The following is a 15655-nucleotide window of genomic DNA, read 5'->3' as shown; positions in this document are numbered from 1 at the left end:
GGGAGATTTGGCAGAAATGAAAACGGAGAAACTAGGTTATTTATGGCTGGATGGGTATATATCCTTTCAAATCCTGCAATGCCAGGATTACTAAAAGTAGGTTATACAGATAGAGATCCTTTTGCAAGAGCTAAAGAAATAAGTCAGGCTACAGGAGTTCCATTTGATTTTATAGTGGAATATCAAATTTATGTTTCTCATCCTTATGAACTTGAACAAAAAACACATCAATTACTACATAATCATAGGGTAAATAATAATAGAGAATTTTTTAACTGTAGTTATGAGGATGCTGTTGAAACAATTAGAATTGCTATAAATCATTTATATAGATATATTGAAAACTTTGTATTCGGCTCAGAATCATCACATAAAATAGAAAAAGAAATATTAGAGAAAAAATTAATAGAAAAGCAAGAAGCAATAAAAAAAACATTAGAAACCGCTAAGTTAGCGAAAGAAAAATTTATTAGATATGAAAAAGAGAAATTAGATAAAGCTATTTTGAATTTAGAAAATGAAGAAAAAGAAAAAATTTTAAGTGTAGAGGCGGAGTTTGTTAAACCTCCTTTTTATAAAGAATTTATAGCCACTGTAGTTATAACTGCTATGGCATTTGGAATTTTTTTACCTTTTGGATTTTTTGTACTTCCTATACCTATCATAGCCATCTTAATCATAATAGTTCTTTACTATTATATTTCATATAAAATTTATAAATTTTTTAGGACTTTTTTACCTGAATTTGTATATGAACAAAAAGAAAATGAATTAAAAAGGATTGATACCTTATATAAGACCCAAAAAAAATCTTTATATGAAAATTATGAGAGAGCAATAAATCAAATGAAAGAGAAAAACCAATGACAACCCAAAACTTCCTAGTAGAAATCGGCACAGAAGAGCTGCCGCCAAAAGCTCTTAAAACCTTAGCTACTGCTTTCGCAGATAATGTTCAGGCGGAATTAAGCCAAGCAGGTTTAACCTTTGACAAAATCGAATGGTTTGCTGCGCCACGTCGTTTAGCGGTGAAAGTGTTGGCACTTGCCACACAACAGCCAAGCAAAGAAATTGAAAAACGTGGCCCTGCGGTGTCGGCAGCCTTTGATGCAGAAGGCAAGCCAACCAAAGCAGCGGAAGGCTGGGCGAGAGGCTGTGGGATCACTGTTGAGCAAGCAGAACGCCTTGCCACAGACAAAGGCGAATGGCTGGTTCATCGTGCGAAAATTGAAGGTCAGCCAACTAAAAATTTACTTGGTGAGATTGTAGCGAATGCTCTAGCGAAATTGCCTATTCCAAAACCGATGCGTTGGGCGGACAAGACCGTGCAATTCATCCGTCCTGTTCATACCGTCACGATGTTGTTGGGTGATGAACTCATTGAGGGTGAAATTTTAGGGGTGGCAAGTGGTCGCACTATTCGTGGACACCGTTTCTTAGGTGAAGCTGAATTTGAAATCCAACACGCCGATCAATATCCGCAATTATTGCGTGAAAAAGGCTCGGTTATTGCCGATTTCAACGAACGTAAAGCAGTAATTTTGGCAAAATCTCAAGAAAAAGCGACCGCACTTGGTGGTGTGGCAGATATTGAAGACGATTTGCTCGATGAAGTTACCTCATTGGTGGAATATCCGAACGTGTTGGCAGCGAAATTTGAAGAACGTTTCCTTGCTGTGCCTGCGGAAGCCTTGGTTTATACGATGAAAGGTGACCAAAAATACTTCCCGATTTATGATAAAGCGGGCAAATTATTACCGCACTTTATCTTCGTATCAAACATTAACCCGGATGATCCAAGTGCGATTATTGAAGGGAACGAAAAAGTCGTTCGTCCACGTTTAACGGATGCGGAGTTTTTCTTCAAAACCGATTTAAAACAAAAATTAGTGGAGCGCTTACCTCGCTTGGAAACCGTATTGTTCCAACAACAACTTGGTACATTGCGTGATAAAACCGAGCGTATTGAACAGCTTGCCGGTGAAATTGCCAAACAAATCGGTGCTGATGAAGCAAAAGCCAAACGGGCAGGTTTGCTTTCAAAATGTGATTTAATGACTAATATGGTGTTTGAATTCACCGATACGCAGGGTGTGATGGGGATGCACTATGCCCGCCACGATGGGGAAGATGAAGAAGTGGCAGTGGCGTTAAATGAGCAATATATGCCACGTTTTGCCGGCGATGAATTGCCAAAATCTTTAGTGGCAAGTGCGGTCGCTTTGGCGGATAAATTTGATACTCTCACCGGAATTTTTGGGATCGGGCAAGCACCAAAAGGCAGTGCAGATCCCTTTGCGCTACGCCGTGCTGCATTAGGGGCGTTACGCATTATTGTAGAGAAAAATCTTCCGCTTGATTTAGAAGATTTAGTGCAAAAAGCCACCGCACTTTTCGGTGATAAACTGACGAATAAAAACGTGGTTGCCGATGTGGTGGACTTTATGTTAGGGCGCTTCCGTGCATGGTATCAAGACGAAGGCATCGCTGTGGATGTGATCCAAGCGGTGTTGGCTCGCCGTCCAACCCGCCCGGCGGATTTTGATGCTCGAGTGCGTGCGGTATCCCATTTCCGTACCTTAGATTCTGCGGAGGCCTTGGCTGCGGCAAATAAACGTGTGGCGAATATTCTTGCCAAAGTGGATATTACTATTGGTGAGATTAATTTAAGCGCTTGTGTCGAACCTGCGGAAAAAGCCCTAGCTGAAGCAGTGTTGTCATTAAAAGCCGAAGTGCAGCCGTTAATCGCTCAAGGTGAATATACGGATGTGTTGGATAAACTTGCCAACTTACGTACACCGGTGGACAATTTCTTTGACAATGTGATGGTGAACGCAGAAGATCTAGCACTGCGTCAAAATCGTTTGGCGATCCTGAATACGTTGCAAAACTTGTTCTTACAAGTAGCGGATATTTCAGTGCTTCAATAATTGCGTATAAGGGTGGTGGTTTTTTCAGCGACCATCCCTTTTCTTATAGACTTCAAGGGATTATTTCTCTATAATCAGCGCACTTTCCCCCCTTAGCTCAGTCGGTTAGAGCAGGCGACTCATAATCGCTTGGTCACTGGTTCAAGTCCGGTAGGGGGGACCAAACGGACCTTTCTCTTCTTATTTCCTCTTACGTTTTCATAAACTAAACCCTCATAAATACTGACTTCAAGGCAATTTTAATTTATTTCTTCTTACATTTCATACCCTTACAAAGGGGGATTTTAGGGATACGTTTTAAATTCATCGGATTTTCTTTCTTAAGATGTTCATAGTTCAATCCCTACAAGGCTTGAAAGTATTTTAAATCGTAAGGCTAAACATTACATAAAAGAAAAATAATCAAACCTTTATCTGCCAATACAGTTATCCCATTGATTTCCATGATAATTAAGCTTGGTAATCTAACTCTCCTAATGTTCAACTTTTAGAAAGAGGCTCATTACCTAACTTTATTTTTATCTAATAATTTTGCATTTTTTTAAATAAAATCTTTTTAACTCCCTTTAATTTTTAATATTCTTTGATTAATATCGTTTTTCTTCTGATTTTTTCCTACAATCTTGCTTTATTTTCATTTAAGAGGGGCTTATGGAACTAATTAACTATTTAGAACAACTACTGATCTGGATTGTTGATCATCTTGATGGACCGATATGGAATCTGACTATTGTCATTTTGCTTGGGGTCGGTTTATTTTTCACTATCACAACGGGCTTTGTGCAATTACGCTTATTCCCGATGAGTATTCGGGAAATGTGGTTTGGACGGGCAGCAGAAGGTAGCTCTTTAACGCCGTTCCAAGCCTTTGCAACCGGGCTTGCCAGTCGGGTTGGCGTTGGAAATATCGGTGGTGTTGCCACAGCGATAGCATTGGGTGGCGAGGGAGCCGTATTTTGGATGTGGATTACCGCTTTTATCGGAATGTCGAGTGCCTTTGCGGAATCAACTCTCGCACAATTATTCAAAATTCAAGATAAAGACGGTTCATTCCGTGGCGGTCCGGCCTATTATATGGTACAGGGATTGAAATCACGTAGTATGGCAGTGGCATTTGCGATCGCACTCATTTTTACCTTTGGTTTTGCCTTTAATTCTGTGCAGTCAAATTCGATTGTAGAAGCTACACGTAATGCGTGGAACTGGCAAGGTGAATATGTCGGCATTGCATTGGTGATTTTAACTGCCGCGATTATTTTCGGAGGGATAAAACGTATTGCCGTGATTTCCAGTAGCCTTGTACCGATGATGGCATTGTTTTACTTAATTATGGCAGTCATCATTCTTGGTATGAATATTGAAATGGTGCCAAGCGTGATCAATAACATCATTAAAAGTGCCTTCACCTTTGATGCTGCAGCCGGTGGTTTCTTTGGTGCTATGGTTTCTCAAGCTATGATGATGGGAATTAAACGCGGTTTATTTTCAAATGAAGCGGGAATGGGATCGGCTCCAAATGCAGCCGCAGCTGCTCATGTAAAACATCCGGTTAGCCAAGGCTTGGTTCAAATGCTCGGCGTATTTGTGGACACAATGATCGTATGCACCTGTACTGCCGTAGTGATTTTGCTATCGAATAATTATGGCGGAGAAGAACTCAAAAGCATTTCCCTCACGCAAAATGCTTTGCAATATCATGTGGGAGAATTTGGCTTACATTTCCTTGCCTTTATTTTACTGCTTTTTGCTTATTCTTCTATTATCGGAAATTATGCGTATGCAGAAAGTAATATTCGTTTTATTAAAAATAAACCTTGGTTTGTTCTGCTATTCCGTTTAACCGTACTCTTTTTCGTTTACTTTGGTGCGGTGCGTTCCGGTAATGTTGTGTGGAATTTTGCCGATACTGTTATGGCGGTGATGGCGATTTTAAATTTGATTGCGATCGTCTTACTTTCCCCGATTGTGTGGAAATTAATGAAAGATTATCAGCGCCAATTGAAAGCCGGAAAAACACCGGAATTTAAAATTGAAGATTATCCTGAATTGAAAAAATGCGTGTTTGAGCAACAAACGTGGAAATAGCAAAGTGGGCAGTATTACAGCACAAAATAATTATTGCAATGAAATGAGGAGTTAATTATCCCTTGCATATTTTACTTATAGTAAACTAACAATCCAAAAAATAAGGTTATCTACAGCCGTGCCTGGAAAAAATTCATTCTATGGCGTAGGCGTAGATAACTTTCATCAGTAAAACCGAATAGTTGTATTAACAAAAACTTTACAAACACTATGAACAATCTCAACCGCCGTCAATTTCTCACTCAAAGTGCGGTCATTTTGACGAGTGGATTTTTCCCCAAACTTAGCACCGCGCAACCGATTTCCTCAAACAAAAATAAAGGTAATACTATGAAACTGATTTGTGTAGAAGAACATATTTTAGACCCGAATATCGCCAAAGCCACGATGCCGCAAGTATTACAACAAGCCCCCTATCTCACCAACTGGGGCAAACGAGTGAAAGATGGCAATAACCCCGATCACAGTCACCCGCAAATTGAAAAAAATGATTTAATCAACCCGAAAGGTATGGAATTTGATGTGAATCGATTGGCGGATATGGATGAGGCAAACATTGATATGCAGGTGCTTTCCGTGGGCGGTTTTCCACAATTTGCGCCCCTTGAATTGCACCAACAGATAAATGATAAACTCGCCGAAGCCATCAAAAAACACCCAAACCGTTTTGCTGCAATGGCAACCCTGCCTTGGGCAGAGCCTGAACAAGCAGCGGAAGAGTTAGAGCGTGCGGTGAAACAACTCGGATTGAAAGGTGCGTTGTTAAACGGTCGCCCGTCTGACGATTTTCTCGATCACCCTCGTTATGAAAAATTGTTGGCGAAATTTGATGAACTGAACGTACCGCTTTATCTTCACCCCGGCATTCCCGTTCCCGCTGTGCAGCAAGCCTATTACAGCGGCTTTGATGATGAAGTCAGCGCTCGTCTTTCCATGTTCGGCTGGGGTTGGCACAACGAAGCGGGCATTCATTTATTGCGTTTAATGCTTTCAGGGGCATTCGACCGCTACCCGAATTTACAAGTTATCAGCGGACACTGGGGCGAAATGCTGCCGTTCTATCTACAACGCCTAGATGACAGCCTGCCACAAACCGCCACAGGCTTAAAACGCAGCTTAATCGACACCTTCAAACAACAGGTTTTCGTCAGCCCAAGCGGAATGCTCACCCAACCGCACTTCCAATTTATCTACGATTTAGTGGGCGCAGAACGCATTTTATTCTCGGTGGATTACCCCTATCAAACCCTCGACGGCGTGCGTGATTTCCTCGAAAATCTCCCGATTTCACAAGCAGAAAAAGAGCTGATTGCCTATAAAAATGCAGAGAAGTTGTTTGGGATTAAGGCGTAATCTCTTGTAAGCGTAGTGTGTGTGAAACACAGTTTTACGCACAAAAAATCAATGCGTGCGTAAATTTTTCAAATTCACACACCCTACGATTATAAGGTTTTCCCTAAAACTGAATTTATTATTCACCTACTAATCAAACAAAATAAAAGACGTATAATACGCCACATCAACAAACGACAAGCGGTGCAATTCGCAAAATCTTTTGCAAAAATGACCGCTCTTTGAAATGATTTACCAACAAATTTACGAGGAAAACAAAATGAAAAAATTACCAAAAATCGCATTAGGCACTTGGTCTTGGGGTATGGGAATGTTCGGTGGCGATGCCGTATTTGGCAACCATTTAACCGAAGCCCAAATGAAAGAAGTGTTCGACACCGCCATCGCCAACGGCTTGAATTTATGGGATACGGCTTATGCTTATGGTTTGGGTGATTCTGAAAAAGAATTAGGTAAATTTATCCGCCAACAACCGAAAGGGAGCGTGATTGTTTCCACGAAATTTACCCCAAATCTTGCCGATGAAAATCAAGCGGATCCATTTATGTCGATGTTGGACGGTAGTCTTGAACGTTTGGGCGTAGAAGAAATTGATATTTATTGGATTCACAACTCATTAGACGTGGAACGTTGGTCTCCTTATTTGATTCCTGCGCTCAAAAGCGGCAAAGTGAAAGCCGTGGGCGTTTCCAATCATAGTCTTGAACAAGTGAAACGGGTGAATGAAATTTTAGGTGAAGAAGGGTTCAAGATCGATGCTGTTCAAAATCATTTTAGCTTGCTTTACCGCAATTCAATTGATGACGGTTTACTTGATTATTGTAAAACAAATGGTATTACTTTTTTTGCCTATATGGTGTTAGAGCAAGGCGCATTGAGTGGTAAATACAATGTGGAAAATCCATTGCCTGAAGGTTCAATGCGTGCGGCGACTTATAATAAAGTATTGCCACAACTGCAAAAATTAACGGATGCGATGGCTGATATAGGGAAAGCTCAAGGGGGGAGTGCTGCCCAAGTAGCATTGGCATGGGCGATTCACAAAGGAACATTACCGCTTGTGGGAGCAACTAAAGTGCATCACGTGACTGATGCAGCAAAAGCCGCTCAAATTGTGTTAACCGATGAACAGATCACCACGCTTGAGCAACTAGCGAAAGACACCGGCGTTGATACCCGTGGTGGTTGGGAGGGCGAGGCGTAAGTCTCAATCCTTTATTCCTAGGGTAACAAGGTTACCCTAGGTTATGCATAGTTCCCCTTGAGGTTGATTTGCTTGTTCTCCAAAAGGGAATGTTTATGCTTAACCGTGGGTAATTGATTACCCACAGATCACAAAATAGGAAAAACAATGAAAAAACTTACCGCACTTTTAGGATTAACAATGGCTATCACAACAAATGCAACTCCGATGATGAATATCTTTGAACTCGGCGTGAAAAAAGGGGCGGAAGCGCAATATAATGCCGTAGCCGAACACAATATCAGCACCTCAATCCGCAATGAAAAAGGCACTCTGGCAATGTATTCGGTCAAATCCAAAACCGATCCTAATATGGCGTATATGGTGGAAATTTATGCGGATAAAAACGCCTACGAAATCCACCGCACTTCTCCACAATATCAAGCCTTTTTAGCCGCTTCACCTGAGATTTTAACAGATCATAAAAGACGTATCGCATTAATGCCGCAATTTCTTGGCGATAAAAAAGTGGTACAAACGCCTGAAATGCGGGTTAATTATGTCCCAGTGGGAAGTGAAACCTGAATATAACGACCGATTCAAAGCGATTGTTACCGCAGAAATGGCACAATCTCTAAAAGTGGAAGAAGGCGTGATTGCGATGTATGCCGCCACCGAACAGGAAAACCCGAATAAATGGATTTTCTTTGAAATTTATGCCAACGATGCGGCTTATGCTCATCATCGTGAAACGCCACATTTCAGAGATTACCTCAAACAAACAGGTGAGATGTTAAAAGATAAAAGCTATGTGGAAATTCGCCCTGAATTTTTGGGGAATCAGGGGGAACTATTATTTAATACTTTGAGCAAATAATAGACGATGACATTTTCGTTATCTCACTCAGTACCTATTTATTAATAAGAAAATAGAGTTAAAGCCTTGTACTATAAGCACTTTGCCCCTATCTTAAGGTGACATTTTGTTATACCGATTTTCTATTTCTTAAATATACTCATAAATTGCTCCGGCTCAATATCTGGATTCGCAACAACAGCTTCGCTAAGATCTACTTTGTTGTTAAGTAATTTATGTAATTGTATATCGAAGGAATGAATTTCTGGGTGAGTTGCCATTGGCAAATAAACATTCACTTGTTTTTTCTGCCCAATACGATAAACACGATCCGTTGCTTGCGCTTCTTTTGCAGGATTCCAATGCCGTTCTAAGTGAATAACATTATTCGCCCCCGTTACAGTTAAACCAACACCGGCTGCAACAGGAGACATAATCAATATGCCGAATCCTGACTTTGCTTGAAACTCATCAATAATATTTTTCCGTGAGCGACTATTTTTTGAGGTTGCCACCGCTGCAGTTTCACCATTGATGACATCAACATTAATCCCGTAAGTCATCATTATTAATGCCACCAAGTGAGATTGTACCGATTTGCTTTCCGCAAAAATAAGCACTTTTTCTTGTTTTTTCTCAATCTCATTTAAGATGTTAAGCAAAGAAAGGATTTTATTGGAAAGATTGCAATTTAATCCCTCTTTTGACTTTATTTCTTTGATGTGTGGATGGATGCTTATCATTTTGAGATTGCGTAGCCCCGCCAGCATCGCCCCTTGTTTATTGGTGGCAGAGCGAGTTTCACTGATCACATCGTTATAACACTGTAACTGTATGCCACTCATTTGTGCTTCAAGTTGAGGCAAATAATGTTCATCCATGCGGTAACCTGAATAAATAATTTTTTCAGGCAACCCTTCTAGTTTTTCAGCTTTTGTTCGTCGTAACATAAAGCGATCTACAGTTTCTCTTAATTCTCGTCCTATTTGATATTTCACCGTATCCACTTCGGCTTCATCAGCCTCTTGAATTGGGGCGACATATTGCTCTCTAAATTCTCTCCAAGAGCCAAGCAAGCCTGGTGTGGCCGTGTCCATTAAGCACCAAAAGTCTTTTAAACTATTCTCAATAGGCGTTCCTGTGGCGAGGAGTTTAAACTCTGCTTTTAACCCTTTTGCGGCACGAGTGGCGAGTGTATTCGGGTTTTTGAGATTTTGTGCCTCATCAAAAATCGCAATCCCCCAGTCTATACGGCATAGTGAAAATTGATAATCTCGCAGTGTTTGATAGGTGGTTAAGATTAATCGTTCCGGCATATCCAAACGTTCAGATTTGTACGCTTTGCCAATTTTTAATGAATAACGAATTTCATCGGCGGTGGCGATATCGTTATGTAAATGTTGCTTAATTTCACGTCCGCCAAGGCGATATTTTTTCATCCCATTGCCTTGCAGAACTACCACGTCCTTGAAAGGGGATTTTTTGAAGGTTTCACCAATCTCCGCTTGCCAATTTTCTAACAAACTCAGCGGCGCAACCACTAATGTTGGTTTTAAGGTTTTCTCTAATTCTATTTGGCGGCGGTAATATTCCGCCACAGAAACCAAAGTCATATAGGTTTTGCCTAACCCCATATCATCAGCTAACAATGCACCGCTCTCGGTTTGTTCGTTTTCCGCTGCTCTTAGGTGGGATAAAATCCAATCAATACCCTCTTGTTGATGTGGATAAGGGGTACGTTTAAGATTTGCTTGATTTAGCGGTGGAATTTCTTGCGAATTTAACACGGAAACGAACCGTTTGAATCGGTTTTCTTCATCGTTATCTTCAATATCAACCACCGCCGTTTCTGTTTTTTCTGCTTTGGCGTCCCCTCCATTTTGAGATTCATCGTCTTCTTCGTTTTTATCCTGAATATGCTTTGCGATTTTGATTAAGATTTTATCAATGAGTTGTTCATCAGAAATATCAATTTGTGTATCGTCAACTTGAATCACTGATGAGCCTAAATTTTGTGCATTTTGAATAAGAGATTTAGCTTCTTCAAGTTCCACATCCGATTGAATAAGGCTTTCAAGTATCAAAGGAGAATGAATAAAATGATTATCGCCAAGCCAATTAATCCCCGACTCTTGCTCGCCACCAAAATATTTATGTACAAATTTTTCGGCACCAGCAACGCGAAGAGAAAATCCCGTATCCAAATCAACAATAGCCGCATCTAAATAAGCAGTTGGGTTTTTTAAAAAATTTACTACTTCATTTTTATTTATTCGCCGAATATGACGATTTTCACCATTTTCATCCAGTGGGAATATTTCATCTATTGCCGAAATTGTACGTTCATCAAATAAAACAAATTTATTTTTCACTCTTAAAATACGGCTATCTTGCCTTTTTAATTGCCCTAATCTTTCTCGAATATTCTCAGCCTCAACGCCTTTAATAGCCGGGATTAATTCAACATCGCCGTTGGGTAATTGATGTACGGAAACACCAATGCTATCAGGTTTTACTAATTCAAGATTAGTTTGATTAAAATGAGATAAATCAATATCTAAACCTGCTTTTTTCGCCGTTTGGAGTTGGAACATTAACCAGTTATTTTCGTATTCTGTGCGTGCTTGATCAGGTAAATTTTGATACTGTTCTAATGCCTTTAATGCTTGATACTCAATGGAAGTGAGAGAATAGAGTTCTTTTTCTGTGAGTGCAAGAAATGCACCTTTTAATTTAAAATGAGAGACCAAACTCCCGTCAGACGTAATCAATTTGAGATTAACAGAAAAATTAGGCTTGGTAGTATTGCCACGAATATCGGCTTGATAGCTCCCACTAAAACGAGGTGGCATTTCAAATAAATCAATAAAATCATCACCTAAATCGGGCAAAATAACCGAATCAACAATAAATCGGCCAGAAAGAAATTCAATATCATCATAATGACTTTGTAATGTTTTCAAATAACCATATTGCAAAGCAAAGAATGGGTTTGATTTTGCAAAATGCTCAGGATTTTCTATCGCTTTCGGAGGGAGAATAAACTCTACGCTATGGTAAGGATTTAACACATAAGTAATTTTTTGTTCAAGTTTATTTTTTGATGAAAAGGACTTTTTAATTAAGTCTAATAATCCCATATCATATTTCCTTTTGTTGTTAATATCTCAACCATTTTAAATATTCATCTTTATTTAACACACTATCAACCGGTAAATTAACATCAGTTTTCTCCAGCCACTTTAACAATTTAACTTTCCAATTCCCATATGCATCATGAGGGGTGCTATCCATCTCTTGATGGAACTCCGAAAGATAATAATTTTCTAGATCGCTAGCTAATTCATTTCGTTCAAAATTACGATAATTATAATGCGTAATTTTAGATCTACTTGGTATCTCATCAAAATAACGGAGCTTGAAATTATGCGTACCTTCAATCAAATGCCAACCATTTTTAAGTTGTAAATAAATCACTGAGGATTCACCCTTAACTGTTGCATAAGCACTGAAACGATTTCCATTGGAATAATGTCGTCTTAAATAATCAAGTGCATCTTTTGTGAAGAATAAACGCGAATGTTGAATAAAGTCATTATCAAATAAAGCCTCTAAGAAACGTTTACGCCCCGCAAACATACGTTCCATATCTTCGTTACCTAAATCTTTTGCGCTTTGTTCCAATAATTCTAAGAATAATTTAAGATCGTAACGACTTAACCAAGATCGCATTTGTTGAATACGTTTTTCACCTAATGGGCGCCACCATGTATCCATTTTGGTTGAGGCTATACGTGGATCACCTGCAATATCTAAGATCACGCTTTGCCAATATTCCGAAAGATCTCCTCCCTCATTGATTGTACGATCAATAAGAATCTCAATGACTTTATGTCCAATCCAATAAGATTTATTATACTGAACTTGAATAATATCTTTTTTAGTGACTTCAGATAAAATCTTATGAGGTTTACCTAATGGAATCGTTTTTAAGGTTTCAATGTAATAAATATTTTGGCTAATATGTAATAATCTACCATTTCTAAATGCTGCAATGCCTAAATCTTGCAAGGTATAGGTAAAATCTTGCTGTTTTTGATGTGCAAATTTAACGATATTAAGAGGCGCTTGCCTGTTAAAAAGCCACTCGGCTTGCTCGGCATAGCGGGCTAAATCACTGCGTGCTAATTCATTTTCTTTTCTCTGACGAAATTTATTTAAAAGTTTAACTTGATGTCTTAAAAATTGGCATAAATAGTCAAAATTTTCGCTCGATTTTGTTAAGCCGTCAAAGCGTTCAAAATAAAGTTGAATCAGCATCATTAATGATAAATGGCTCATTGGGGATCGAACTTTGGCAAATTGTTCTAATAAGGGCGGTTCAAAGTTGATTTGCTCTGCCATCGACTCTTTGAGTTCTTTTTGTAAAGCAATGGTGAGATAAATATATATTTGTTTTGGAATCTCCAAAGAGAGAGGGAAAAACTCTCCCCGCTCTAATTGTCTAAAAATCTTTAAATAATTCTCTCTAAAAAAATCCGATCCCCGCCCCGCATTCATCGCCAAGCGCTTTAATTTTTTCACTTCTTTAGAAAGATCAATATTTCGTTCAGGCAAAGTAAAATTTATTGAAGGTAAACGAATAGTAGGTAATTTTAATTTCTTCATTTTACTTACCTTTAATGGATTTAAGTTCTTCAATACTTGGTTTTTTCACAGTGATGCGAATATCAATGCGGCGATTTTTACTATGACAAATATCATCGAATTTTTCACAATTTATCGCATCATCACGCGGGCGAGTTTCACCATAACCACTCACAGAGAAAAGGGCTTCATCGGTGTGATTTTTCATACGGCTTAATCCGTTACTTATTTGGTTCGCATCATCCGCCCAAAATTGCCAAACGGAAATCGCACGCATGGCAGATAACCCCCAGTTACCCCTTAGCATAGGGTTTTTATAGAAATTGTTATCCGTATGCCCCTCAATAAAAACCGTATCCAAAAACTCAAAACGTGATTTTTGATCGTCTTCCGCTTTATTGAGCGTTGCAAAAAGCACATTGCCAATTTCACGCACATTATTTTGTAACGATTCAGGAATATCTGAGCTTCCAGAGGCAAATCGAAGCGCACTTTCGGGAATGTGCAACACCGTATCATTATCTGATTTTTCTATCACGATTTGACGATCTTTCAACTCATTAACAATTTCATCAACAATGCGTTTTCTCACTTCTTCTGCTTTCGCCACTTCATCGACTTGCTTATCAACTTCCTCGCTTTTGGTCGCAAGTTGTAACATCAATGCAGCCGCTGCTAACATAAAAATCACCAACAAACTTGCCATCATATCGGAAAATGACATCCAATATGGATTTTCCTCATCTGTTGATGATGTATTAGGATTACGCCATCTCATCATTTACCTCTATTTTTTTGGCAATTTGGTTTCAATTTCATCCACTGTATTGCTTAATGCTTGAACCGCAGCCGTCATACTACTTGTATATTCTTTCGTTTGGCTATTCCAAACATCTAAACGCTCATTGGTTTGATCTTGAACGCGTTTACTGTAATCTATTAATAATTCACTCATCTCAGCATTAAGTTCTTCAATATGCTCTTTTAAGAGCGATGCAAAATGCGTGAAATTCTCTTTCATGCTTTCAAAGGCTACTTTCGTGGTTTGAGCCGTAGCATCTAAATGATTAACGGTTTTTTCTAATGATGTACCAGAGGTTTCTAAACGACTTGTCGCAACATTGAATAAGGTGGCGGTATTACTATTTTCTCGTGTAACTTTTTCAATATTGAGTATGATCGTCGCTAATTTAGCATCAAAATTCGCTAATGCGGTTTGCAAACGAGTAGCAACATGATCAAAATCTATCGCACTGTTATTGATTTTATTTGAGGCATTTACCATTGCCTCCGAACCAGCTTTATTAGCTTGAGCAACACGTTCAAACGAATCATAAAGTGCGGTTAATTTTTCAGAAAATTTATCATTTTGCTTATTTTGTGTTTCTAGCACATCTTTTACACTATCTGTTAAAGATTGTTGCGCCTGACGACCTTTTTCTGCTTGTTGCATAAATTCTGCCGCTCTTTCTTTGTCCATATCCGCCAGTGCATTAAGGCGTTCTTTTAAGCCTGATTCCATTGCTTTGAGCATTTCTTCGTTATTACGGTTTAAATCTTCAATGGCTTTCGCAAGTTTTTCCATAAAGCTATCCGCAGAAGCAGTCAGATTCTCTTCACGTTTCGCAAATTGTTCAGCTTGTTCAATCGCTCTTTCAGATAGTAGGGTTTGCATGGAATAAAGCATCTCTTGATTTTTTTGATTGAAATCTTGCATAGACTCTGCAAGTTTTTGGGTAAATTCCGTAGCTTGATCATTTTGTTGTTTAACTTGAGACTGCATATTACTCACTTGTGAGGCGAAATGGTCTTGCATTTGTTCCAACATTTGACGATTTCCATCACGCACCTCTGTCACTTTTGCATCAAGTTGCTCAACAAAAGTGGTTAAACGAATCATCATCTGAGAAGAGCTTTCTGCCAAGGCTTGACTAGCATTATCCATAGCTATTCTTTGGGTTTCCCCTGCATTACCGATCTTTCTGATAAATTCCTGCATTAAGGATTCCATCATTTTCTCGGAACCTTCACGGGAGTTATCCAACAGTTTTTCAACAGCTGGCGCAAGAGATTCTCTTAAACCGTCAGTAATGCTATTACTTATACTCGTTGCTGTTTTATCCATCACAATTTGCATTTGGTCACCAATTTTTTCACCCAATTCAGCCAAATGCATTTCGGTATCTCGGTTAATAGATTTAATTTCGGCTAACGTTTGTTCTGCAACTATACGAGGAAATATACGATCAATTCTTACTTGTAAACGAGCGATTCTCTCTTTTATTTCTCTTTCAAGCGCTTTCTCTTTCCTGTTAAAAGTAAGGCTTAAGCCCACTCCCCAAAGGGAAGTAACAAATGCTGTTCCGGCTCCGTTGACCATAGCATTAATACCCTCGGTGATTTTAGAAATATCATTATCTTTAAAATCGATGCCATTTAAACCAAAGGTTAAACCTAAAAAAGTCCCCAGCACCCCCATAGCGGTTAAAAAACCTGGCACAGCAGAGAAAAGACGATTTTCAGTTAAGCCACTTGCTAAGGTATGCCCATTAAAAAAGTAGGCAGCATCAATCGTATTAAAAAGTTTGGGGCTGACGTAGA

General features: G+C 39.1%; 11 protein-coding genes and 1 tRNA gene. 8 read left to right on the top strand and 4 right to left on the bottom strand.

Translation table 11 applies throughout. The annotated features are described in order from the left end of the window. The 8 genes from BKK52_RS12890 to BKK52_RS14295 all read left to right on the top strand — a co-directional run. Window positions 1-867, top strand: an 867-nt coding sequence (locus BKK52_RS12890) for a GIY-YIG nuclease family protein (RefSeq protein ID WP_207551832.1), incomplete at its 5' end; no start/stop codon positions are given. After that, the gene (gene glyS, locus BKK52_RS12885; protein WP_077474374.1) at window positions 864-2930 is read left to right on the top strand and encodes a glycine--tRNA ligase subunit beta; all 2067 of its coding nucleotides are present in this window, start codon (window positions 864-866) and stop codon (window positions 2928-2930) included. The genes BKK52_RS12890 and glyS, both read left to right, overlap by 4 nt. A gap of 86 nt (window positions 2931-3016) precedes the next feature. After that, window positions 3017-3093 (top strand) — tRNA-Ile (locus tag BKK52_RS12880). A gap of 488 nt (window positions 3094-3581) precedes the next feature. Then, the gene (locus BKK52_RS12875) at window positions 3582-5015 is read left to right on the top strand and encodes an alanine/glycine:cation symporter family protein (RefSeq protein ID WP_077474373.1); all 1434 of its coding nucleotides are present in this window, start codon (window positions 3582-3584) and stop codon (window positions 5013-5015) included. 330 nt (window positions 5016-5345) lie between these two features. After that, window positions 5346-6368, top strand: coding sequence for an amidohydrolase family protein (locus tag BKK52_RS12870; protein ID WP_077478870.1), 1023 nt, complete (start codon window positions 5346-5348; stop codon window positions 6366-6368). Between the two features lie 259 nt (window positions 6369-6627). Further along, window positions 6628-7572, top strand: coding sequence for an aldo/keto reductase (locus BKK52_RS12865; RefSeq protein WP_077419589.1), 945 nt, complete (start codon window positions 6628-6630; stop codon window positions 7570-7572). A 147-nt stretch (window positions 7573-7719) separates the two neighbouring features. After that, window positions 7720-8136 carry a putative quinol monooxygenase gene (locus BKK52_RS14300; protein ID WP_244160262.1) on the top strand — a complete coding sequence of 139 codons (417 nt, stop codon included), beginning with the start codon at window positions 7720-7722 and terminating at the stop codon, window positions 8134-8136. Then, complete coding sequence (locus BKK52_RS14295) at window positions 8111-8428, top strand: putative quinol monooxygenase (protein ID WP_244160261.1); 318 nt, start codon at window positions 8111-8113, stop codon at window positions 8426-8428. The genes BKK52_RS14300 and BKK52_RS14295 overlap by 26 nt, the downstream gene beginning before the upstream one ends. A gap of 122 nt (window positions 8429-8550) precedes the next feature. On the opposite strand, the gene BKK52_RS12855 is transcribed toward BKK52_RS14295, so the two are convergent. From BKK52_RS12855 to zorA, 4 genes are all read right to left on the bottom strand, one after another. Then, window positions 8551-11547, bottom strand: a complete 2997-nt coding sequence (locus tag BKK52_RS12855) for a DEAD/DEAH box helicase (RefSeq protein WP_077419591.1) — start codon at window positions 11545-11547, stop codon at window positions 8551-8553. Between the two features lie 19 nt (window positions 11548-11566). Then, on the bottom strand, window positions 11567-13075 hold the full coding sequence (locus tag BKK52_RS12850) for an EH signature domain-containing protein (protein ID WP_077419592.1): 1509 nt from the start codon (window positions 13073-13075) through the stop codon (window positions 11567-11569). A 1-nt stretch (window position 13076) separates the two neighbouring features. Next, complete coding sequence (locus tag BKK52_RS12845) at window positions 13077-13835, bottom strand: OmpA/MotB family protein (protein ID WP_077419593.1); 759 nt, start codon at window positions 13833-13835, stop codon at window positions 13077-13079. A gap of 6 nt (window positions 13836-13841) precedes the next feature. After that, window positions 13842-15655 (bottom strand): anti-phage ZorAB system protein ZorA (zorA, locus tag BKK52_RS13590; RefSeq protein ID WP_077478869.1); only part of this gene is annotated, 1814 nt, incomplete at its 5' end.

Source organism: Rodentibacter trehalosifermentans (assembly GCF_002000545.1).
In the GTDB taxonomy this organism is placed as follows: domain Bacteria; phylum Pseudomonadota; class Gammaproteobacteria; order Enterobacterales; family Pasteurellaceae; genus Rodentibacter; species Rodentibacter trehalosifermentans.
The sequence above is the reverse complement of the archived record's forward strand: the minus strand, read 5'-3'. Positions and strand labels throughout refer to the sequence as shown.

What these genes read in the sequence shown, in the direction of transcription:
- BKK52_RS14300 (WP_244160262.1), top strand. Translation starts at nt 7,720, where the DNA reads ATGAAAAAACTTACCGCACTTTTAGGATTAACAATGGCTATCACAACA.
- BKK52_RS12850 (WP_077419592.1), bottom strand. Translation starts at nt 13,075, where the DNA reads ATGAAGAAATTAAAATTACCTACTATTCGTTTACCTTCAATAAATTTT.
- BKK52_RS12875 (WP_077474373.1), top strand. Translation starts at nt 3,582, where the DNA reads ATGGAACTAATTAACTATTTAGAACAACTACTGATCTGGATTGTTGAT.
- glyS (WP_077474374.1), top strand. Translation starts at nt 864, where the DNA reads ATGACAACCCAAAACTTCCTAGTAGAAATCGGCACAGAAGAGCTGCCG.
- BKK52_RS12855 (WP_077419591.1), bottom strand. Translation starts at nt 11,547, where the DNA reads ATGGGATTATTAGACTTAATTAAAAAGTCCTTTTCATCAAAAAATAAA.
- BKK52_RS14295 (WP_244160261.1), top strand. Translation starts at nt 8,111, where the DNA reads ATGTCCCAGTGGGAAGTGAAACCTGAATATAACGACCGATTCAAAGCG.
- BKK52_RS12870 (WP_077478870.1), top strand. Translation starts at nt 5,346, where the DNA reads ATGAAACTGATTTGTGTAGAAGAACATATTTTAGACCCGAATATCGCC.
- BKK52_RS12845 (WP_077419593.1), bottom strand. Translation starts at nt 13,835, where the DNA reads ATGATGAGATGGCGTAATCCTAATACATCATCAACAGATGAGGAAAAT.
- BKK52_RS12865 (WP_077419589.1), top strand. Translation starts at nt 6,628, where the DNA reads ATGAAAAAATTACCAAAAATCGCATTAGGCACTTGGTCTTGGGGTATG.